The sequence below is a fragment of the Saccharibacillus sp. CPCC 101409 genome (genome assembly GCF_030518235.1).
Lineage (GTDB): Bacteria > Bacillota > Bacilli > Paenibacillales > Paenibacillaceae > Saccharibacillus.
In genome coordinates this window covers 159,888-180,011 of the sequence record NZ_JAULSA010000010.1, presented here as the reverse complement: position 1 = coordinate 180,011, position 20,124 = coordinate 159,888, and the positions used below count along the sequence as shown (strand labels likewise).

Genomic DNA, 20,124 nt, shown 5'->3' with positions numbered 1-20,124 from the left:
GGAGCCGACTCCGGCGGCATGTTTTTTTGTGTTTTCAAAAGAATGATCTTGACGAAAACTATTTTCTAAAAGTATATTTAAAAGAAAATAATTTCTGGTGGTGAAACAACAATGAAAACCTTTTTTGAAAAAGCCCAGCGTTTCGGCAAGTCTTTTATGCTCCCGATCGCCGTTTTGCCGGCAGCCGGGCTGCTGCTCGGTATCGGCGGCGCGCTGTCGAACGCCAATACGGTCCAAACGTACCCGGTCCTTCAGATCGCGTGGCTCCAGCATATCTTCACCGTGATGAGCAGCGCGGGCAGCATCGTGTTCGACAATCTGGCGCTGATCTTCGCGATCGGCGTGGCGGTCGGACTGGCGCGTTCGGATAAAGGTACGGCCGGACTCGCGGCGGCGCTCGCTTATCTGGTCATGAACGCTTCGATCAACGCGATGCTGGCGAACTCCGGCAGGCTGGCCGAAGACAATCTGGCCGCCGCGGGGCAGGGCGTCATACTCGGCATCCAGTCGCTGCAAACGGGCGTGCTGGGCGGCATCGTGATCGGTCTTGTCACCGCTTTCCTGCATAACCGCTACAACAAGATCGAACTGCCGCAGTTTCTCGGCTTTTTCGGGGGTTCGCGCTTTATCCCGATCGTGTCGTCGTTTGCGGCGATCTTCGTCGGTCTGCTGATGTACCTGGTCTGGCCGACGATCCAGTTGGGCATTATGAAGCTGGGCGGCATCGTGGATGCGACCGGTTATGCGGGAACGCTGTTCTACGGTTTCTTCCTGCGGATGCTGGGACCGCTCGGCCTGCACCATATCTTCTATCTGCCGTTCTGGCAGACCGGACTGGGCGGCACGCTCGAAGTATCGGGTAAAGTGTATGAAGGCACGCAAAATATTTTCTTCGCCCAGCTCGGCGATCCCGGGACGTCGAAGTTTTTTATCGGCACATCGCGCTTTATGTCGGGCCGCTTTATCACCATGATGTTCGGTCTGCTCGGCGCGGCGCTGGCGATCTACCACACGGCGCGGCCGGAACGCAAAAAAGTCGTCGGCGGCCTGATGCTGTCCGCGGCGCTGACTTCGTTCCTGACCGGCATTACCGAACCGCTGGAATTCTCGTTCCTGTTCGTCGCGCCTTTCCTGTACGTCATTCACGCGGCGTTCGACGGTCTGGCGTTTATGCTGGCGCATATTTTCCAGATCACGATCGGACAAACGTTCTCCGGCGGCCTGATCGACTTTATCCTGTTCGGCATTCTGCAGGGCGAAGCGAAAACGAACTGGATGTACGTGCCCGTGATCGGAGCCGTCTGGTTCGCGCTGTATTACTTCACGTTCCGCTTCCTGATCGGCAAATTCAACCTGAAAACGCCGGGGCGCGAAGACGAAGCAGCCGTGGAAAACGGAGCGGCGGAAGCGGCGGGCGCGGGTATTCCGGCAGCGGCGGCGGTATCGGATTCTTCAGCGCAGCCGCGTTCGAAAGTGATCCTCGACGCGCTCGGCGGGATGGATAATATCAAAGACCTCGACTGCTGCGCGACGCGGCTGCGGGTCTCGGTCAACGATCCGGAGCGGGTAAACCAGAACGGGTTGAAAGCGACCGGAGCCAAAGGCGTGTTCGTCAACGGCAGCGGGGTACAGGTCATTTACGGTCCGCAGGTCAGCGTCATCAAGAACGAGATCGAAGAATATATGGAAACGGAGTGAGGCGACGTGAAACTGGACACACTGGGACTTGCGGGGCGTCTGATCGTATCGTGTCAGGCGCTGGAGCACGAACCGCTGCACGGCTCCGAGACGATGGGCAAAATGGCCGTGGCGGCCAAACAGGGAGGGGCGGCCGGCATCCGCGCCAATACGGCAGAAGACGTGACGGAGATCCGCCGCCGGGTCGATCTGCCGGTGATCGGGATCGTGAAGCGCAATTACGGCGAGAACCCGGTGTTTATTACGCCGACGCTGCGCGAAGTAGGCGAGCTGGCCGCGACGGGCTGCGAGATCGTTGCGCTCGACGCGACGGATCGGCCGCGCCCGGACGGCATGGCGCTGGACGAACTGGTCCGGCAGATCCGAGCCCGGTATCCCGAGCTGCTGCTGATGGCGGATGTATCGAACGTGCGCGAAGGCGCGCAGGCGCAGCGGCTGGGCTTCGACCTCGTTTCGGCGACGCTGGTCGGCTATACGGAAGAAACGCAGGCACAGAAGCTGTACGCCGACGACTTTGCGATTCTGAAAGAAATGGTGCGCGAGATCGAAACGCCGATCGTGGCGGAAGGCAATATCATGACGCCCGAGATGGCCGCCCGCTGCCTGGAAATCGGCGTATACAGCGTAGTTGTGGGCGGCGCGATCACGCGTCCGCAGCAGATCACGGAGCGGTTCGTGGCGGAGATGAAGCGCGGCAGCGGCCTGTCTTCGGCGGGGCGGTAAACGGCGGAAGTTTCGGGATAAATAAGCGGCAGGAATAAATAACGGATATATTAAAGGCGCGAAGCGCGCAGCTTGTCTCCATTCAATGGAATAAGACAAGCGGCCGGACTTCCCGCCTTTTTTTCGTGCGTATGCGTCTCCGCCGTTCGGTCCGCTTCCGGTTACTTTTTATCCGGGGGATACAGCGCGTCGATCGTCCGGCGTCTCGCTTCCAGCAGCGATTCGTCTTCCAGCAGCAGCATGGACACCATATCGAGTACATAGATGATCGCAAGCTGGCTGTTGATAAACGGAACGTCGCCGATTCGCTGCAAAGCCGGCGTGAACAGGCAGAGATCGGTCGTTTCGGTAAAAGGCGTCCGGTCGAAGTTGGTGATGCCGACCACCGTCGCGCCGAGCTTTTTCGCCTGGCGCAGTCCCGCGTTGACTTCCTCGGTGCGTCCCGAGTTGGACAGGCCGAACACCAGGTCGTGCTCGTTCATCAGGGAAGCGTTCATCAGCATCATATGCGGATCGTTGACGGCGTCGATGAGGATATTCATCCGCATCAAACGGTATTTGAATTCCAGCGCGGAAAAGCCCGAGTTGCCGAGACCGTACACGTAAATACGCTTCGCGCGCCGGATCAGCCGGACGACTTCTTCGATCATTTCCGGGCGGATCAGTTCGGTAGTGGCGTTGATGATCTCGTTGTAAATATGCTGGGTCCGGGCAAAAAAGTTCTGTTCGCCGCTGGGCTCGTCCGCTTCGCGGTTCAGGCTGATCTTGAAATCGACGAAGCTGGCAAAGCCGATCTTGCGGCAGAAGCGGGTGATGGTGGACATGGAAGCCTGGGTCAAGCCGGACAGATCGCGGATATTGATATTGTGGATCGAATTCTTGTGACGAATCACGTAATCGGCGATTTCTTTTTCTTTGGCAGAAAGCTGCTGATATTTCAGCTGCAGTTCGTCCAGCGCGCTGAGTGCCATGTTGACGTGTCCTCCTTCGGGGGCTGCGGGAATAGACGATGGTGAGACTATGTACGCGTTTTCCGGGAATATGACGCTACGACTATTATAAAGCCAGGCGGGCGAGGGTGGCAATTTGAGGGGGGATTTGAGAAATTTCTATTCGTAAAAGACTGTAAAGGCTGCGGGGAAGATTCGTTAGCCTATGCTTGCGAGGAGTCTTTCTTCGAAAGACTCAGGTTGTCGAGAAAGTCCTATTCGCAAAATCAGATTAAGAGCTGCGGGAGAAATTCGTTAGCGTAGGCTTTCGATGTGTCTTTCTTCGAAAGACTTTAGGTCGCGTGTTGAAATCGAGAAAAGGAATCAAATTAAAGTGGGATTTTCTCGATTTCAAAGGCGAACGCTGACAAGCATATGCTTCCGAAGTGACTTTCTCCGAAAGTCTTGACTTCACTGAATTTCTCCCTCCGCTTATTGGCTCTTTTTAAAACCGGAATTTCTCGACATCTATGACTTATTAGCTTCTTGCAAAGTCAGTTTTCTTCAAAAACCTAAAACTTTCGAAGAAAATTTACGATTTTTTTCGAAAGTCTATTGCACATTTCTAAAGTAGGTTTCTTCAGGAGTCTGCGCGTGTTACGTGGGATTTTGTCTCGGTCTTATGCCTTTTTAGAAATGAACTTTTTCAACGAATTAAGCCGCCGTATATGGCATACGGCGGCTGTTGGTTTTTATTTTCCAATATAGACTCGATAACATAGAACGGATAAATCTTCTGCCGGCAGCGAAGCGGCGTAAGTATACGGACTGAGAGAAAAGGAAAGCGGCTTAAACGAATCCTCCGTTGACGCGGACGGTTTGGCCGGTGATCCAGCGGGCTTGTTCGCTGGCGAGGAAAAGGACGGTGCCGGCGATATCTTCCGTTTCGCCCAGGCGGCCGAAAGAGTTCATGCCGACGATGCCGGCGATCTGCTGTTCGGATTTGCCTTCCATGAACAGTTCGGTGTTGACGGGACCCGGAGCGACGGCATTGATCGTGATGCCTTTCGGTCCGAATTCTTTGGCGAGCTGGCGGGTGAATTGTTCGACCGCGCCTTTGGTGCCGGCGTAGACGCTGTAGCCGGGGAACATCGCGCCGGTGACGGAAGTCGAGAAATTGATAATGCGGCCCTGCTCGTTCAGTCGGCGGAACGCTTCCTGGCAGGCGAAGAAGGTGCCTTTGGCGTTGACGGCAAACTGGCGGTCGAAGTCGTCTTCGGTGATCTGCGCGAGCGGCTTGGTAGTCATCAGGCCGGCGCAGTTGATCAGGATATCGACGCCGCCGAACGCTTCGATCGCCTGGTCGAACAGCGAGCCGATCTCGGAAACGCGGGCGATATCGGCTTGAACCGCGATCGCTTTGCCGCCGCCGGATTCGATCTGCCGGACGACGTCTTCCGCTTTATCGCGGCTGCCGCTGTAGTTGACGACGACCTGAGCGCCGCGCTCGGCGAAAGCCAGGGCAATTTCGCGGCCGATGCCGCGGGAAGCGCCGGTAACCAGAACTGTTTTTGCGTTGAAATCGGAATGTGTCATTGATGATCGCTCCTTTTAGGTTCGGAAGAATGTGCAAATCGGAAAAGCAGGTGGGATAGAATACGGATGCTGTAGCTTTATTATGCCTTTTTCAGTCGTTTGAAAGGTAGACCGATGCCGGAGCATCCTTGCCTAATTCTCCAATTGTGCAGCGGAAAGTAGCGAAAAGCGGTAAAAAAGGGCATGATAAAGACAGTGAGATGCACGAACAGATCGAATAAAGCCGGAAAGGACGAGGACAATGAAAGAAAAGGATTCCGCAATCCAAACGATGCCGGATAACGGCCTGGAAGCCAAACGCAGCGAGCTGGCCCGTTTGATCGTCAAACATACATCGGTGGAAGGGCCGCAGCGCACGGCGATTCCTTCGCTCAACCTGATCCGCGCCGACCGGCCGAACGGACCGACGCATTCGCTGTACCGGCCGTCTCTGTGCATTGTGGTGCAGGGAGCCAAGGAAGTGCTGGTCGGCCGGGAAAGCTTTACGTACGATCCCGCGACTTATCTGGTCACTTCGGTGGAGCTGCCGATCAAAGGGCGCGTGGTGCAGGCCTCGCCGGAGCAGCCTTATTTGAGCGCGCAGCTGTATTTCACCGCGGATCAGATCGTGAGCGCGGGCGGCGGGGCGGAGCAGCCCGGACAGGGCGAACCGGAAGCATCCGTGCTGCGCCGGGGTGTCGGCGTGGGACGAATGGACGAAATGCTGCTGGATTCGCTGCTGCGTCTGCTCCGGCTGCTGGATACGCCCGACGATATCGAAGCGCTGTCGCCGCTGATGATCCGCGAGCTGCTGTACCGGGTGACGCGGGGCGAACTGGGCGGACAGGTGCGGCGCTTCGCCGCGGCCGGCACACTGTCGCAGCGGATCGCGGGCGTAGTGCGCCGGATTCAGCTCGATTACGCCGAGCCGCTGCGCGTGGACGAACTGGCGGAGCAGGCGCATATGAGCGAATCGTCGCTGTACGCCCATTTCAAAGAAGTGACCAACCTGACCCCGATCCAGTACCAGAAACGCATCCGGCTGCAGGAAGCGCGGCGTCTGCTGCTGTCGGAAACGAGCGAAGCGGCGGAAGCGGCTTTTCGCGTGGGCTACGAGAGCCCGTCCCAGTTCAGCCGCGAGTATTCGCGCATGTTCGGACTGCCGCCGGCGCGGGATATGAAGCGGATGCGCGAGGAGCTGGCGGGCGGTTGACGCCAGGGCGGCTCAATCGTTTGTTTATCGCGGAAAATAGAAAAAGGAGGCGGAACCTGATTGGGTTCCGGCCTCCTTTTTGTGTTTGAAAAATAGTTGTCGTCCAGGTTTGGTTGACTCCGGCGGCGCGGATTCCGGTCCAACTCTAGCGCACTTCTCCGGCCGCGAGCAGGAAAGCGTCGATCGAAGCGAAGCCGCTTTTCTGCGAAGAAGCTCCGCTGCGGGGGTCCTTCGCGCGCGCTGCGAGATAAAGGTCCAGCGCTTTGCGCAGCGACTTGTCGAACGCGGCCGGCTCGGCCGAACGCTCCTTGTCCATCGCGTCCAGCATGCGCCGCCAGCGGTCGCTGTCCGTCGGGGTATCCAGATCGGGATAGCGCTGCGCCAGTTCCCGCACCGAAGCAAGCGCACGATCCGCCGCCAGCTCGGCCAATAGATAAGCGCCGATAAAACGGTGGGAGTCGTCTTTTGCCATCGCCGCGGCGAATTCGCTGTGGGCTCCCCCCGGATCCCCTCGATACAGCAGGGAGGAGGCGTGTTTGGCAAGAGCGTAAGCCTCCGAGTCGTCCGGCGCGGAATCCAGATAAATCCCGTAATAACGGTCGTATTCTTTCCAATCGGCTTGTTCGTAAAAATAATCGGCCAGCTGCGATGCGGTATTGGAAGACGGCGACAGCTCCATCAAGCGTTCCAGCAGCGCGATATTTTCTCGGCTCGGGAACGGGGTATCGGAAGGCGAGCTTTCGGCCTGCGTCAGCCGCAGCTGCATGCGCAGCGCTTCGACGTCCTGCGGATCGGCCTCGACCCTTGCCCGATAAGCTTCGAGCGCTTTGACCAGTTTGCCGTCCAATACAAGCCGGTCGGCTTCGCTCAACTGCCGCTGCTTCATGTAGAAGAACGGCAGATTGCCCATGCTGCCTGGATTCAGCCGGTAGCCGTTGCTCTGGCTGATCCGGTTTCCGGTCTTGTCGTACGCCTGCACGCTCCATGAGAACCGGGCCTGCGGATTCAGGAAGCCCAGCAGCGAAGACGTATCGGCGGTTTCCCAATCTTCCCCGCTTCCCGAGAAGAAGAGAATATTTTGAATGCTGTACAGGTCTTCGGCGCTCAGCGTTATGCGGCTGCCGCTGATATGCTCGCGGATCGTTATACTGGATGAACCGCCGCCGTCCGAACTGGGAATCGTTCCGGTCAACGTGTAATAAGCGGCGCCCTTTACCGCTTCCCAGCTGAATTCGATCGAATCGTCGGTCAGCTGTTGATCGTTGACCGGCGACTTCAACTGGATCAGCGGCTGCAGGGTAATATCGCGTTCCTGATCGCCGCCGCCCGCAAATTGCAGCCAGTCGTCCGATTCGACCGGCCAGCTCCAGCCGTCCACCTGCCCGTAGCCGAAACCGAGCTGGATCTGGTAAGCGCCCGGCACCAGATTGCGGATTTCGAACCGACCTTCATCGTCGGTCACGACATGGTAAGGCTCGCTTTCCCATTCACTATGGTTAACCTCGCGCGCGCTGCGCAGGAATATTCCCGCCCGCGCGACCGGCGTGCCGTCGCTGCGCTTGAGCGTACCGGACAGCGAGGCCGGAGCGAGATCGCCGCCGCGCCCAATCGCGGTGCGCAGCGCGCCCGCCAAAGCGTCGAGCTGATTGGCGGTCAGCGCATTGAAACGTTGACCGAACGATTCTTCCTCGCTTTCCGCCGTTTCTGCGCCGCTCTCTTCTTCGGGCTGCGCCAGCCCCATCGCTTTGCGTTCAAGCTCGTTATACTCTTTCAGCCCGCGCTGCGCTTCGGCAAGCGCGGCTTCCGGCTGTCCCCGCACAAACAGCAGCCGCGCGCGAACCCAGCTCTGCCGTCCGAGCAGTTCGGGCTCGGACCGGTCGGCTTCGTGCGGACGGCCCGGCGGGTCGAGCAGTTCTTCCGCCGCCGCCGCGTCGCCTGCGGCGAGCGCCCGCTCCGCCCGGGTCAGCGCCAGCGAGCGGCGTTCGTACGAATACTCGCTCATGCGCCGCTCCGCTTCGGCCAGCATGGCGTCGGCGTCGCCGGAACGTCCCAGCGCGTCGTACTCGTACGCCAGCTGCTCCGCCGCCCGGCCGAGACCGGAGTCCGGCGAGGCTTCGCGGACGTACTGTTCCAGCAGCGGAAGCCGTTCTTGCGGCGTCAGCAGACTTTCGTCTTCGCTTGAGCTTTGCGTCATGCTCGAACCGGCATATACGTTGAAGCGGTACGGATCGTACTCGCCGTTTTGTACAATCTCGCTTCCGATCAGTTTCAACCGGGCCTGTCCGCTCGCTGCTTGAATCTCATCCAGCATTCGGCTGTGCACCGCTTCCGGTTCCTGCGCCGCCCGATAGCGCTGCACGGCGCCCGGCGCCCAGATCGCCGCGGCCGACAGCACAAGCAGCGGGACCAGGATATACAAAACGAGGTGTTTAATTTTCAGCTTAACGGTCATGTTCGCTCACCGCCTTTTCGTAAAGATCTTTCCAGTAAAAGCTTCCGCCCGCTTCGATCATCTGCCGCTGCGGCGCAGTCGTCTGTACATCGCGGGGCGGCCTGGCCGCATACGGCAGAATCAGCGCCAGACCGAGCGCCGCCGCGCCGAAAGCGATACCGGCGGGACGCAGCGGAATTTCCACTTCCCGGTTCCACAGCGCCGACAATCTCGCCCGCAGCGAAGCGGGGTGGGTGCGGCGCAGCACGTTGTCGTGCGCGCGGAAGTTCACGGCGTTCAGTTCTTCGTCCAGTTTTCGTTTGACGGTCTCGCGTTCGTGTTGTTCGTTGCCCTGCACGGTCATCTCCGCTCCTCCTTTTCCAGTATGTTTTTCAGCAGGCTTCGCCCGCGGGACAGCCTCGATTTGATCGTGCTTTCGTTGGCGTTCAGCTGCTCCGCGATCTCCCGGGTGGTCAGTTCGTGGAAATAATACAGGACGATGCTTTCGCGGTAGAGATAATCGAGACCGCGCACCGCCTGCGTCAGACTGCCGGCTTCCCAATCTTTCAGCAGGATCTCGTCCGCTCCGGCCGCCGCATTGCGTCCGGCTTCCGGCAGTTCGTCCGCGCCGCCGCCGGGGAAAATATTCCGCCAGCTCCACGACCGCTGCCGCATCCGGCAGCGGTTGACGGTGATGGTCAACAGCCACGATTTCAGTTTTTCCCGTTCGCGGAGCTGGTCGATCTTCGTGTACGCCTGGACGAACGCGTCCTGCACCGCTTCCTCGGCGGTCTGCCGGTCGCGGACCAGCAGGCAGGCCGTGCGCAGCAGCAGGTCGCCGTATTCGTCCATCAGCTCGCGCAGCGCGGCTTCCTCCTTGTTCCTGATTCTGTCTATAAGGTCCAGGTGCAACTCCCCCTTTATACAGATAGGATGCGGGCAGCGGGAAGATGGTTGCAGGAGGAAGAATATTTTTTTCGAAAAAGAACAGATACAAAATCAATCATGAAATTAAATTACAAAATAAATTAAATATATTGAAATTATTTTACGATACGGTTAGACTGTAGGCATAAAGAAAAGTTTTCAAACGGAGAGGGAAAGGGAGGCGCTGCCTGTGTTGGACAGACTGTCGACGGAACAAAGAAACGAGCGTACGCGGGAGCTGGATACGCTGCCGATTCGCGGAGTGCTGGAATTGATGCAGGAGGAGGATGCAAAGGTCCCGCAGGCGATCAAGAAAAAGCTGCCGGAGATCGAGCGGGCGGTGGAAGGCGCAATCCGCAGTTTCAGGCAGGGAGGACGATTGATTTACGCCGGGGCGGGCACGAGCGGACGGATGGGCATTCTCGATGCCGTGGAATGCGTGCCGACGTTCGGGACCGGGCCGGATATGGTGCAGGGCGTCATCGCGGGCGGCGAAACGGCGATCCGGCTGGCTGTGGAAGGCGCGGAAGATTCGCTGGAGCTCGGCCGCGGCGATATGGAGCGGCTGGCGGTAAATGCGGCGGATACGGTCATCGGCATCGCGGCCAGCGGACGCACGCCCTATGTAATCGGGGCGCTGGAAGCGGCGCGCGAAGCCGGAGCTTATACGATCGCGTTCTCGTGCAACAAAGAGTCGGAGATCGCCCGGCATGCCGATCATGCAATCGAGATCGAGACGGGATCGGAGATCCTGACCGGATCGACCCGGCTCAAAGCGGGCACGGCGCAAAAGCTGGTGCTCAATATGATCTCGACCGCTTCGATGATCGGCATCGGCAAAGTGTACAGCAATCTGATGGTGGACGTCCGTCCGACCAACGTCAAGCTCGAAGCGCGCGCCTGCGCGATGATCGCCGAGCTTGCCGGCTGCGACGAAGATACCGCGGCGCGGTATTACGAAGCGAGCGGACACCGGGTCAAACACGCGGTCGTCATGCTGCTGCTGGGCCTGAGCGCCGAAGAAGCGGACCGCAAACTGGAAGAATCCGGAGGGTTTATACGCCGGGCGCTTCAATAAGCGAAAGGGGAATCGGGAGATGAGCAAAGAAAAAGAACTGGCGCAGGGGATATTGGATCATATCGGCGGAATCGATAACGTCAAAACGGTCACGCACTGCATGACCCGCGTGCGGCTGACGCTGCGCGACGATGCCGCCGCGGATCTGGAAGGGCTCAAGCGCGTGCCCGGAGTCATGGGCGTGATCGAAGACTCGACGCTCCAGGTGGTCGTCGGCCCCGGCACGGTCAACAAAGTGGCGGGCGAGATCGTTGCGGCCAGCGGCGTGGCGCTGGGAGAAGAAATTCCGCTTGAGGCCGCGAGAAAAGCCGAAACGGGCAGCGGCGAAGGTTCCGGCGCGTCCGGCGCCGGAGCGGCGGTCGGTCCGGGCGGTTCGAACCGGGAAGAAGTCTCGCGGATCGCGGCCGAGAACCGGGATAAGTACAAGAAGCGCAGCGACACGCCGGCCAAACGGTTTTTGAAATCGATTTCCCATATCTTTATTCCGCTTGCTCCCGCATTCGTGGCCGCCGGCCTGCTGGCCGGGATCACCTCGGTCATCGGCAATCTGATCACGGGCGGATATATTACCGGCGACGTGTGGACGCAGTTCAATCTGATCCTGGGCGTCATCAAAAACGGGGTATTCTCGTATATGGCGATCTTCGTCGGCATCAACGCCGCCCGCGAATTCGGGGCCAGTCCGTCGCTCGGCGGCCTGATCGGAGGCGCGACGCTGCTGACCGGCATGAAGCCGGAACAGCCGATTCTCAATCTGTTTACCGGCGAACCGCTGATTGCGGGACAGGGCGGAATTATCGGGGTCGTGCTTGCCGTCTGGATTCTGGCTCAAGTAGAGAAACGGCTGCACCGCGTGATTCCGAATTCCATCGACCTGATCGTGACTTCGTTTCTGAGCGTCGTGATTACGGGGCTGCTGACCATTTTCCTGATTATGCCGTTCGCCGGCTTCGTGGCCGATTACCTGCTCATCGCGGTCAACTGGATTCTGGAAGTGGGCGGCGCGCTGTCGGGCTTCGTGCTCGGCGGGATCTGGCTGGTCATGGTCATGCTCGGCCTGCATCACATCATGACGCCGATTCATATCGAGCTGATCAACCAGACCGGCGTAACCGTACTGCTGCCGATTCTGGCGATGGCCGGAGCCGGACAGGTGGGCGCCGCGCTGGCGCTGTGGGTGCGCTGCTCCCGCAACAAACCGCTCGCCAACCTGATCAAAGGCGCGCTGCCGGTCGGCGTGCTGGGCATCGGCGAACCGCTGATCTACGGCGTGACGCTTCCGCTCGGCCGGCCGTTCGTCACCGCTTGTATCGGCGGCGCGTTCGGCGGCGCGGTGCTGGGGTATTTCGGCAATGTGGGCGCGATCGCGATCGGGGCTTCCGGCGTGGAAATGCTGCTGCTGATCGCAAACGGCAAATGGTGGATTTACCTGCTCGGCCTGGTGACCGCGTATATTTTCGGCTTTCTCTGGACGTTCCTGTTCGGGGTGCCGAAAGAAGCGAGGGAAGCGAAAGAAGCCTGAGCGGCCGACAGCCGAGATTCGTTTTTGCAAAAAAAGACAAGTTGTTTAAGGAGGATGAAATATGGACGGCGTGCTGGTCTCGCTGACGGAACAAAGCGTGGAGAAAACGCTGGATTACTTGGAGGAGATGCGGAGCATCGGATTCGATACGATCTTCACTTCCCTGCAAATGCCGGAAGAAGATCCGGCGGGGCTGCTGTCTCCGCTGGAGCGGATCGGCGGCTTTGCGCGGGAGCGCGGAATGACTTTGATGGCCGATGTGTCGCCGCGGGCGTTCAAGCACTTTTCCGCCGGGAAGCTGCGGGAAGCGGGGGTAACGGGTCTGCGGATCGATTACGGGCTGGATAACGCGCAGATCGCGGCGCTGTCGCGCGAATGGACGGTCGCGTTCAATGCCAGTACGATCGGGGACGACTTTCTGGACGATCTGCGCAGATTGGACGCGAACTTCGACGCCCTCGAAGCCTGGCACAATTATTATCCGCGACCGGAAACGGGGCTGGACGAAGAAGATTTCCGCAAAAGGAATCGGTGGCTGCGCGAGCGGGGACTGAAAGTGGCGGCGTTCGTCGCGGGCGACGGCAATCTGCGCGGCCCGCTGCGCGAAGGACTGCCCACGCTGGAACGGCATCGCGGCATGTCGCCGTTCGCGGCGGCATTGGAGCTGAAGCACGAAAATGAAGCGGACCGGGTGATCGTCGCCGATCTGTCCGTATCGGAGCGCACGCGGCGGCGGTTCGAAGCGTTGAACGAAGGCCGCGTACTGCTCGAAGCGGAGGACTGGCTGGATTCGCCGCTGTGGGCGGACACGCATCGTAACCGGCCGGATATCGCCCGAGATGCGATTCGCTCGGAAGAAGCGCGGCGGCGCGCGAGGGAGCCGATCGAGCCGCGGCGCTGCATTCAGCGGCCGAGAGGCGCGATCACGGTGGACAACGATCTGTACGCGCGCTACGCGGGCGAATTCCAGATCGTGCTGAATCCCCTGCCCGCAGACGAACGGGTGAATGTGCTCGGCTATGTGGCGGAGCGCGATCTGCCGCTGCTGCGCTTCCTGCAGCGCAGCGGGCATCCGTTCGCGTTCGAGCTCGGCCGGCCCGCCGGCGGAACGGGCGAACCGCGCGAATAATATGGTACCATGGAGAGGACGGTTAATCCGGCGCCGCCGGGATGGCGGGACGATCTCTTCGGCCCCATCCCGGACGGCCCGCACAAATGGAGGCGTTGCAGATGGAAGTCAGCCAGATCCTGTCCCGAATCGAAAGCATCCTGCCCAAACTGACGCGGTCCGAAGCGAAAGTGGCGCGCTTCGCGCTGTCCGCCCCCGACCGCGTGGTCTTTATGTCGGTGCAGGAGCTTGCGGCGCAGTCCGATTCCAGCAGCGCTTCCGTAGTCCGGTTCTGCCGCTCGCTCGGACTCAAAGGCTTCCCCGAACTCAAAGTGGCGCTGTCCGCCGATCTGGGACAGGAGCGGAAATCCGGCTATTACGATCTGAACCGCAACGAGAACACGACGGATCTGGTGGATAAGCTTCTGTCCAACGCGATCCAGTCGCTGCGCGATACGGTCAGCCAGGTCGATACCGGGCATATCGAGCTGGCCGCGCGGAAGCTCTACGAAGCCCCGGCTATTTTCGCTTACGGAATCGGCGCTTCGTCGCTGGTGGCGGAAGACATCGCGCAGAAGTGGCTGCGGATGGGCAAGAACGCCTACGCGTTCCAGGATTCGCATATCCTCACCATGAGCATGGCGTCCGCGCCGCCCGGCAGCGTGTTTATCGGGATTTCCTACAGCGCGCGCACGCGCGAAGTGCTGCGTCAGCTCAAATTCGCCAAAAGCAGCGGTCTGGTCACGATCAGCTTCACCGGTTTCGGCCGCAGCGAGATGTCGGATATCAGCGATATCAGCCTGTTCACGTCGCTCGCTCCGGAAGCCAAAGTCCGCAGCACCGCAAGCAGCTCCAAGCACAGCCAATTTTTTATTATCGATGTGCTGTATTATGTGTACGCCTCGCAGCATGTGGATGCGTCGCTCGATTATATCGAGAAAACGCGGCGCGCGGTGAAAGAAGTGAACGAATCGGACTCGGCGGACTGAAGCGGGACGCGCTGGCGCGGAGGACTTGAGCGGCGGAAGAATTTGTTTGCAAACCGAACAATCGGAATACGAAAAAGCCTTTTCGGATGCGGCTGCATACGGAAAGGCTTTTTCGTGCGTTCTGCAAAGATGCCGGGAGATTTTATAAATAATACATTTTAAACACGATATCCTGATTGTGATTGCCGAACTTTTTGCCGAAAATGGTCGCGCCGCCCACGTTCTTGGCGTCTTCCTTGACTTCGATGCGCAGCGTCCAGCGGTCGCAGCTCGTATCGAGGTCGGCGACGGATACGTCGGACATCGGATCGCCGTCGACGTACGTGCCGTGGCCCGTAATCCGCAGCGTTTTGAGCAGCCCGTACTGATTCAGGTTGTGCGGCCACCAGTCCGGCGTATGCTTGCCGCGCGTGTCGGCGAAGTCGCCCGGACTGGTCCAGGTGCCGAGCTCGATTCCGTTCAGCGTAAACGTGATATCGGACGGCCAGACATCGTTCGAGAACGGAAATTCCGACGACAGCTCCATGCTGATCTCGAACTGCTGCAATTTTTCCTCCGGCTTCAGGAAGTTCGCGACGCTGTACTGCACGAATCCCTGGGTGAACCACAGGATTTCGGCGTCCATCCGCTTGGGGTCCATAAAATACTTGGGATCGTCGACCGGGCCGATAAAGTCTTTGTCCGACGCCAGGCCGCAGGTCGGTTTGAGATCGAAATCGGTATAATGGCCGACCGGGACCGACGTTTCGTAAGAATCGAAGGAATGGAAGATCTTTTTCGGGAAATTGATTTCGATATGGTCCACTTTCAGGATGGAAATCTTCTGGAGACCGGACTTGCCGGGAATTTTCTCCGTCTTGATAATGCCGGCGTCTTCGAGTTTCTTGATGTGTTTAATCACGATGGGGCTGCTGATTTTCAACGCTTCCGCCAACTCTTTAATGTTCATCTTGTTTTTGGACAGCAGCTGAATAATCTTGATACGTACTTCGCTGGCCAGTGCTTCATAGACGACGAGAGAGGACTGATCGATTTCCAACTGCATCTTTTATCCCACTTCTTTCGCTTGGTTTCATGGACTTACGCCGCGAGAGCGTTAAGGTTGTGAATATAATACCATAAAGATTATTAACATGTACATAAATTAGTGTATAGGATATTCTCCTGTCATGATACCGATTACAACGTGATATTAAGTAAATAAAAAAGTTAATCAAGTATGATAAAATTGATTTAGGTTTATTAAAAAGTTATTGACACCGCTTTCAGATAGGGGATATACTAAACCCGATCCAAGGGTTTGCAAAGACAGGAGGAGAATATGTTGAAGAAAAAATTGGGGGCATTAATTACGGGTATCGCGGTGGCGGCCACGGTTCTGGCGGGCTGCGGCAACAGCAACGCGGGCGATCCGAAGACGATCACATTCTGGACGCCGCTGACCGGCGAAGACGGGGCGTACATGGATAATCTGGTCAAAGAGTATAACGCGACCAATCCGGACATCAAAGTCAAGCACGTCGTAACGGCCGATATGTACACGAAGATTTCGACGGTGCTGAGCTCGGGCAAAGGCGTGCCGGATCTGGCGATCATCCATGCCGACCGCGTGCCGGGTTACGTGAAGCAGAACCAGCTCGAGAACATGTCGACGGTGATGCAGGCGCAGCCGGAATTGAAAGAAGACAACTATCTGCCTCAAGCCTGGGGAGCGGGCAATATCGACGGAACGCAGTACACCGTGCCGCTCGACATCCACAGCAACGTGATGTATTACAACAAAGACCTGCTGAAAAAATACGACGCGGAAAGCTTCCTCGACGACGGCAACGTAACGGTCGACGAACTCCTTTCGCTCAAAGGCAAGCTGGCCGAAGGCGATTTCGCCGTCAACGACGCGCTGCTCAGCTGGGTCATGCTGGCCCAGGTGCAGAATCTCGGCGGTGATATCCAGCAGGACGGCAAGCCGACGGTAAACACCGATATCATCAAAACGGCGATCGAAGACGTGAAGCAGGTGAACGACGCCGGCCTGATGACTCCGTTCGGCGAAGACGGTTACCTGATGTTCCAATCCGGCAACGTGCTGTTCTCGACGGACGGTACCTGGAGTTCCACGGCGCACGCGTCGGTCGAAGGTTTGAACTTCGGCGTGACCAACGTCTACTCCGTAAGCCCGGACAAGTTCACCAACCGCGCTTCGTCGCACTTGTTCGCGATGTTCAATAACGAGAAACGTTCGGACGAGAAAGAACAGGGTGTAGCCGCTTTCCTGGAATTCATCCGCGAGAACTCGATCGAATGGGCCAAAGCCGGCCAGATTCCGGCAAGTAAGGAAGTCGTGGAAAGCCCGGACTTCAAAAACTACATGCAGTCGTTCTTCACAACGGATGAAAAAGAGATTGAATCGCTCTACATCTATACTTACGAGTACTATCCGTACGTAGCGGAAGCGTTCGACACATACATCAACGACCTGGTCCGCGGAAATACGCCGATCGACGAAGGGCTGCAAACGATGCAGAAAACCGTCGAAGACAAGATCGCGGAAGCGAATTCCGGAGCGAAAACGGACGGCAAATAAACGGTTGCAAGCGCAAAAGACGCGCTTGAGCGAGCCGCAAAGCAGGAAACAAGCATATGCCCGGTTCGGGCATATTGCTTTTTCCGGGAGGCGGACGGCGTTCGCGCTTCAAATGCGCGCCGCCGATCCGCATCTTGGCGGTTATGAGAGGAGAGCTGAACGCTTATGAAGAAAAAGCTGAATTTGGCCCCGGCCTTTTTCGTGGGACCGCATTTGATCCTGTTCCTGGTGTTTGTCGTGATTCCGACCGTTTACGGGATATATGCTTCGTTTACGCAGTGGAATCTGTCCGGCGCGCCGAACTGGGTCGGTTTCGCCAATTACCATACGATTCTGTTCGATACCAGCTCGACATTCCACAACCAGTTCTTCAACGGTTTGAAAAATACGCTGCTGTTCGTGCTGCTCACCGTACCGCCGCTTATTATTTTGCCGCTGATGATCGCGGTGGCGCTGTCGCACAAGAAAGTCAAAGGCAAAACGTTTATCCAGTCCGTGCTGTACGTGCCAGGCCTGATCTCGATTTCGGCCGCGGCGCTGATCTTCACCCTGATCTTCAACAAACAGCTCGGCATCACCGGCAATGTATTCGGCTCCACCGTCGCCTGGGCGACTCACCAGCCTTACGCCTGGATCACCATTATCGTGCTGACCATCTGGGGCGGAATCGGCGGTAACATGATTATCTATCGCGCTTCCATCAGCGGGGTGGCGGAAGAGCTGTACGAATCGGCGGAGCTCGACGGAGCGGGCCCGATTCGCAAGTTCTTCAGCATCACGCTGCCTTCGATCAATTTCCCGCTGATTTACACGTTCGTCATGACGACGGCGGGCGCGTTCAACGTATTCGGCCAACCGCTGATGATGACCGACGGCGGTCCGCAGCAGAGCACGGCGGTGCTGATGATGTATATCCGCCAGCTGGCTTTCGGCAGCGGCGAATCGATCGCGGGGATGGCTTCGGCGATGGCGGTTCTGCTCGGCCTCGTCATTCTGGTCATTTCGGCGCTGCAGTATTACGTCATGAACCGCAATACGAACTGACCTGAATCGCAGGAAACGGAAAAGGGTGGTGCAATCATGTCAAACCAGGTAATGAATTTGGATAAAAGCGCCGTGGCCGTCGGCCGCAAGCGCGCAAAGATCAGCGTTTCGCAGGTCGTGGCTTACGTCTTCCTCGCCGCGCTGTGCCTGATCTGGATCGTTCCGGTCGTGTTCGGGATTACGACTTCGTTCCGTTCGCAGACCGAAGTCGTCAGCACCGGCTTCCGGCTGCTGCCCGTCAATTGGATTATGGACAACTACACAGCGATTCTGGATAACACGTCGACCGCGCCGATTCTGCGCTGGCTGACGAACTCGATCTTTATCGCGACCTCGCATACGTTTCTTGTCGTCGTCGTGATTTCGATTACGGGCTACGGCTATGCGCGCATGAACTTCAAAGGCCGCAACGTCATGTTCTTCACGCTGCTCGGCATCTCGTTCTTCCCGGGCGTCGTCAACCTGATTCCCGCTTACAAGATTATCGACGCGCTCGGCTGGGTCAACACCGCCTGGGCCATGGTGATCCCGGGCCTCGCCGGCATGGGCAATATCTTCCTTGTGCGGCAGTTCATGCTCGGCATCCCGAAAGACCTGGACGAATCCGCCAAAGTGGACGGCGCCAGCGACTTCCGCATCTATTTCTCGATCATGCTGCCGCTGATCAAGCCGGTGCTGATCGTCTGCGCCCTGTTCTCGTTCACCGGTTCGTGGAACGACTTCCTGTGGCCGGTCATCGTCTACACCGACGTCGACAAGATGCCCGTCACCGCCGGCCTGCTGCTGCTGCAGGATATCTACGGCAACTACCGCATGATCGGACAGCTGATGGGCTCCGCGATCCTCGCGATCATCCCGACCCTGGCCCTGTTCCTGTTCGCGCAGAAATATTTCGTCCAGTCCATCAACCTGAACTCCGGTATCAAGGGCTGATGTCAGCTTCCCGATGATTGAGCGGAGTCACGGATAGACGGTATTTCATACTTAATATTTCCCGAAGAAATCCGTACAATCCGACATGAATCCCGCTTTACGCACAATCCTGTTGCTTACCTGATCTTTCTTGAGTTTTCTAATAGAAGAAAACTCGATCTTCACCCCAACCACACCGAAAAATTCCGAGTTCTTCCCTTATCGCCATGCGCCGACGGAACTGTAGCGGAGCGGATTCAACAAGCGATCGAAAGCCCTTCAATACGCGCAGCGACACCACCACCACCACCACCGTCCCGCGCGCATCTGCGAAGCAACACGGAAAACCCGGAATTCAAATTCCCGATTAGGAGCTGCAAGCCATGACGACATTCGACCTTCCCAACCCTTTGATCGAGCAACGGGCCGATCCCTTCATCTACAAACATACCGACGGCTTCTATTACTTCACCGCGTCCGTGCCGGAATACGATCGGCTCGAACTGCGCCGCTCGCGCACTCTGGCCGGGCTGGCCGAAGCGGAAGCGAAGGTCATCTGGACCAAGCACGACAGCGGACCGATGAGCGCCAATATCTGGGCTCCGGAGATCCATTACATCGACAATAAATGGTACGTATACTTTGCGGCCGCCCATACCTCGGAAACCAAGGAAGGGCTGTTCGACCATCGCATGTTCGCGCTCGAAACCGATTCCGAGAATCCGCTTGAAGGCGAATGGATCGAAAAAGGACAGATCGTCACCTGGTGGGAAACGTTCGCGCTGGATGCGACCTCGTTCGAACACCGCGGCACCCGCTATTATGTCTGGGCGCAGAAAGACCCCGAAGTACCGGGCAACTCCAACCTGTACATTTCCGAGATGGAGAATCCGTGGACGCTGCGCGGCGAGCAGGTCTGCCTGTCGCAGCCGGAATACGAGTGGGAGAAGATCGGCTTCCTCGTCAACGAAGGCGCGGCAATCCTCAAGCGCAGCGGAAAGATCTTTATGACGTTCTCGGCCAGCGCGACCGACTTCAACTACTGCATGGGACTGCTGACCGCGGACGAAGACAGCGACCTGCTCGATCCGAACTCGTGGGTCAAAACGCCGATTCCGGTCTTCGCCACCTCGGAAGCCAACAGCCAGTACGGACCGGGGCATAACAGCTTCACCGTATCGGAAGACGGGACGCTCGATCTGCTCGTCTACCACGGCAGAAGCTACAAGGAAGTGGTCGGAGATCCGCTCTACGATCCGAACCGCCACGCGCGCGTGCAGATCATCGAATGGAACGAAGACGGCACGCCGAACTTCGGATTGCCGCGGCCGGATACAGGTTGCGGCGAGCTCGATCGGATTTCTTCATAACGACCAGACAGTTGACAACGA

At 58.1% G+C, this 20,124-nt stretch carries 17 protein-coding genes; 11 read left to right on the top strand and 6 right to left on the bottom strand.

Going from position 1 to position 20,124, the window contains the following annotated elements:
* Nucleotides 1–111 precede the first annotated feature (111 nt).
* Both QWJ34_RS19610 and QWJ34_RS19605 read left to right on the top strand, forming a co-directional pair.
* A complete protein-coding gene (locus QWJ34_RS19610) occupies nt 112–1,698 on the top strand; it encodes a maltose/glucose-specific PTS transporter subunit IIC (protein ID WP_302730454.1) in 1,587 nt (528 codons plus the stop codon).
* A gap of 6 nt (nt 1,699–1,704) precedes the next feature.
* A complete protein-coding gene (locus tag QWJ34_RS19605) occupies nt 1,705–2,421 on the top strand; it encodes an N-acetylmannosamine-6-phosphate 2-epimerase (RefSeq protein ID WP_302730452.1) in 717 nt (238 codons plus the stop codon).
* A 161-nt stretch (nt 2,422–2,582) separates the two neighbouring features.
* Here the strand turns inward: QWJ34_RS19605 and QWJ34_RS19600 are convergent, their stop codons facing one another.
* Together QWJ34_RS19600 and QWJ34_RS19595 are read right to left on the bottom strand one after the other, a co-directional pair.
* Nucleotides 2,583–3,392, bottom strand: a complete 810-nt coding sequence (locus QWJ34_RS19600; RefSeq protein ID WP_302730451.1) for a MurR/RpiR family transcriptional regulator — start codon at nt 3,390–3,392, stop codon at nt 2,583–2,585.
* Between the two features lie 807 nt (nt 3,393–4,199).
* Nucleotides 4,200–4,946: an SDR family oxidoreductase gene (locus tag QWJ34_RS19595; protein ID WP_302730449.1), complete on the bottom strand. Its 747-nt coding sequence runs from the start codon at nt 4,944–4,946 to the stop codon at nt 4,200–4,202.
* A 241-nt stretch (nt 4,947–5,187) separates the two neighbouring features.
* Between QWJ34_RS19595 and QWJ34_RS19590 the strand changes: the two genes are divergently transcribed.
* On the top strand, nt 5,188–6,138 hold the full coding sequence (locus tag QWJ34_RS19590; protein WP_302730448.1) for an AraC family transcriptional regulator: 951 nt from the start codon (nt 5,188–5,190) through the stop codon (nt 6,136–6,138).
* A 145-nt stretch (nt 6,139–6,283) separates the two neighbouring features.
* Here the strand turns inward: QWJ34_RS19590 and QWJ34_RS19585 are convergent, their stop codons facing one another.
* The 3 genes from QWJ34_RS19585 to QWJ34_RS19575 are packed head-to-tail and all read right to left on the bottom strand — an operon-like array spanning nt 6,284 to nt 9,481.
* Nucleotides 6,284–8,590 carry a hypothetical protein gene (locus QWJ34_RS19585; RefSeq protein WP_302730447.1) on the bottom strand — a complete coding sequence of 769 codons (2,307 nt, stop codon included), beginning with the start codon at nt 8,588–8,590 and terminating at the stop codon, nt 6,284–6,286.
* On the bottom strand, nt 8,580–8,933 hold the full coding sequence (locus tag QWJ34_RS19580) for a hypothetical protein (protein WP_302730446.1): 354 nt from the start codon (nt 8,931–8,933) through the stop codon (nt 8,580–8,582). Before QWJ34_RS19580 ends, QWJ34_RS19585 begins: the two co-directional genes overlap by 11 nt.
* Complete coding sequence (locus tag QWJ34_RS19575; RefSeq protein WP_368046897.1) at nt 8,930–9,481, bottom strand: sigma-70 family RNA polymerase sigma factor; 552 nt, start codon at nt 9,479–9,481, stop codon at nt 8,930–8,932. Before QWJ34_RS19575 ends, QWJ34_RS19580 begins: the two co-directional genes overlap by 4 nt.
* 205 nt (nt 9,482–9,686) lie before the next feature.
* On the opposite strand from QWJ34_RS19575, the gene murQ reads away from it, so the two are divergent.
* The 4 genes from murQ (at nt 9,687) to QWJ34_RS19555 (ending at nt 14,193) form a co-directional block, all read left to right on the top strand.
* A complete protein-coding gene (gene murQ / locus QWJ34_RS19570; protein WP_302730445.1) occupies nt 9,687–10,574 on the top strand; it encodes an N-acetylmuramic acid 6-phosphate etherase in 888 nt (295 codons plus the stop codon).
* 19 nt (nt 10,575–10,593) lie between these two features.
* Entirely contained in the window at nt 10,594–12,096 is a 1,503-nt protein-coding gene (locus tag QWJ34_RS19565) for a PTS transporter subunit EIIC (protein ID WP_302730444.1), read from the top strand.
* Between the two features lie 61 nt (nt 12,097–12,157).
* On the top strand, nt 12,158–13,225 hold the full coding sequence (locus tag QWJ34_RS19560; protein WP_302730443.1) for a MupG family TIM beta-alpha barrel fold protein: 1,068 nt from the start codon (nt 12,158–12,160) through the stop codon (nt 13,223–13,225).
* A 101-nt stretch (nt 13,226–13,326) separates the two neighbouring features.
* Nucleotides 13,327–14,193, top strand: coding sequence for a MurR/RpiR family transcriptional regulator (locus QWJ34_RS19555; RefSeq protein ID WP_302730442.1), 867 nt, complete (start codon nt 13,327–13,329; stop codon nt 14,191–14,193).
* A 142-nt stretch (nt 14,194–14,335) separates the two neighbouring features.
* Here the strand turns inward: QWJ34_RS19555 and QWJ34_RS19550 are convergent, their stop codons facing one another.
* Nucleotides 14,336–15,238 carry an ArsR/SmtB family transcription factor gene (locus QWJ34_RS19550; protein ID WP_302730441.1) on the bottom strand — a complete coding sequence of 301 codons (903 nt, stop codon included), beginning with the start codon at nt 15,236–15,238 and terminating at the stop codon, nt 14,336–14,338.
* A 276-nt stretch (nt 15,239–15,514) separates the two neighbouring features.
* Here QWJ34_RS19550 and QWJ34_RS19545 point away from each other — a divergent pair, with 276 nt between their 5' ends.
* The 4 genes from QWJ34_RS19545 to QWJ34_RS19530 all read left to right on the top strand — a co-directional run bounded on the left by QWJ34_RS19545 (nt 15,515) and on the right by QWJ34_RS19530 (nt 20,103).
* The gene (locus QWJ34_RS19545; protein ID WP_302730440.1) at nt 15,515–16,777 is read left to right on the top strand and encodes an extracellular solute-binding protein; all 1,263 of its coding nucleotides are present in this window, start codon (nt 15,515–15,517) and stop codon (nt 16,775–16,777) included.
* Between the two features lie 165 nt (nt 16,778–16,942).
* Nucleotides 16,943–17,821: a carbohydrate ABC transporter permease gene (locus tag QWJ34_RS19540; RefSeq protein ID WP_302730438.1), complete on the top strand. Its 879-nt coding sequence runs from the start codon at nt 16,943–16,945 to the stop codon at nt 17,819–17,821.
* Nucleotides 17,822–17,857: 36 nt separating this feature from the next.
* Complete coding sequence (locus tag QWJ34_RS19535) at nt 17,858–18,754, top strand: carbohydrate ABC transporter permease (RefSeq protein WP_302730436.1); 897 nt, start codon at nt 17,858–17,860, stop codon at nt 18,752–18,754.
* Nucleotides 18,755–19,116: 362 nt separating this feature from the next.
* The gene (locus QWJ34_RS19530) at nt 19,117–20,103 is read left to right on the top strand and encodes a glycoside hydrolase family 43 protein (protein ID WP_302730435.1); all 987 of its coding nucleotides are present in this window, start codon (nt 19,117–19,119) and stop codon (nt 20,101–20,103) included.
* The last annotated feature ends 21 nt before the right edge of the window (nt 20,104–20,124 follow it).